Raw genomic sequence first — 505 nt, forward strand, 5'->3', positions numbered from 1 at the left:
CGCCCGCGCCGGGCACCGCGTCCGCGCCGCGCGCCCGCGCGCCGGCGCCCCGCACCCCGCCCGACCGTCCGCGCGGCGGGCGTCAGACGACGTCCGCCGGGTCCACCTCGACGCGGACGGCGCCCCCCTCCCGCCGCGCGCTGCGGACCGCGACGGACGCGGCGACGGCGTGCGCGAGCGCGCGCCCGGCGGGAACCGGGACGCGCAGCAGCGCGCGCACCTCGGGGTCGAGCGTCGGGCTCCCGTCGGCGGCGTCGACGGGCACCGGGCCGAGGACCTCGAGGCCCGGCACGTCGACGCGCGCGAGCACGGCGCCGACCGCGTCGCGGGCACCCGTCACCGCGGTGACCCGCACCGCGGGCGGCAGCCGCAGCTCCGCACGCTCGGCGAGCTCCCGCGACGCCAGGCCCGCCGGGTCCCACCGGACGAGCGCCTGCGTCGGCCGCACGAGCCCGTCGCCGACGAGCAGCACCTGCCCGCCCTCGGCCGCGGGGCGCACCAGCGC

At 84.0% G+C, this 505-nt stretch carries 1 pseudogene; it reads right to left on the bottom strand.

The annotated features are described in order from the left end of the window. Positions 1 to 82 precede the first annotated feature (82 nt). Positions 83 to 505: pseudogene (locus AB6N23_RS18570) on the bottom strand (primosomal protein N'); the annotation flags it as partial.

This window comes from Cellulomonas pasadenensis (assembly GCF_047229365.1).
Classification (GTDB): domain Bacteria; phylum Actinomycetota; class Actinomycetes; order Actinomycetales; family Cellulomonadaceae; genus Cellulomonas.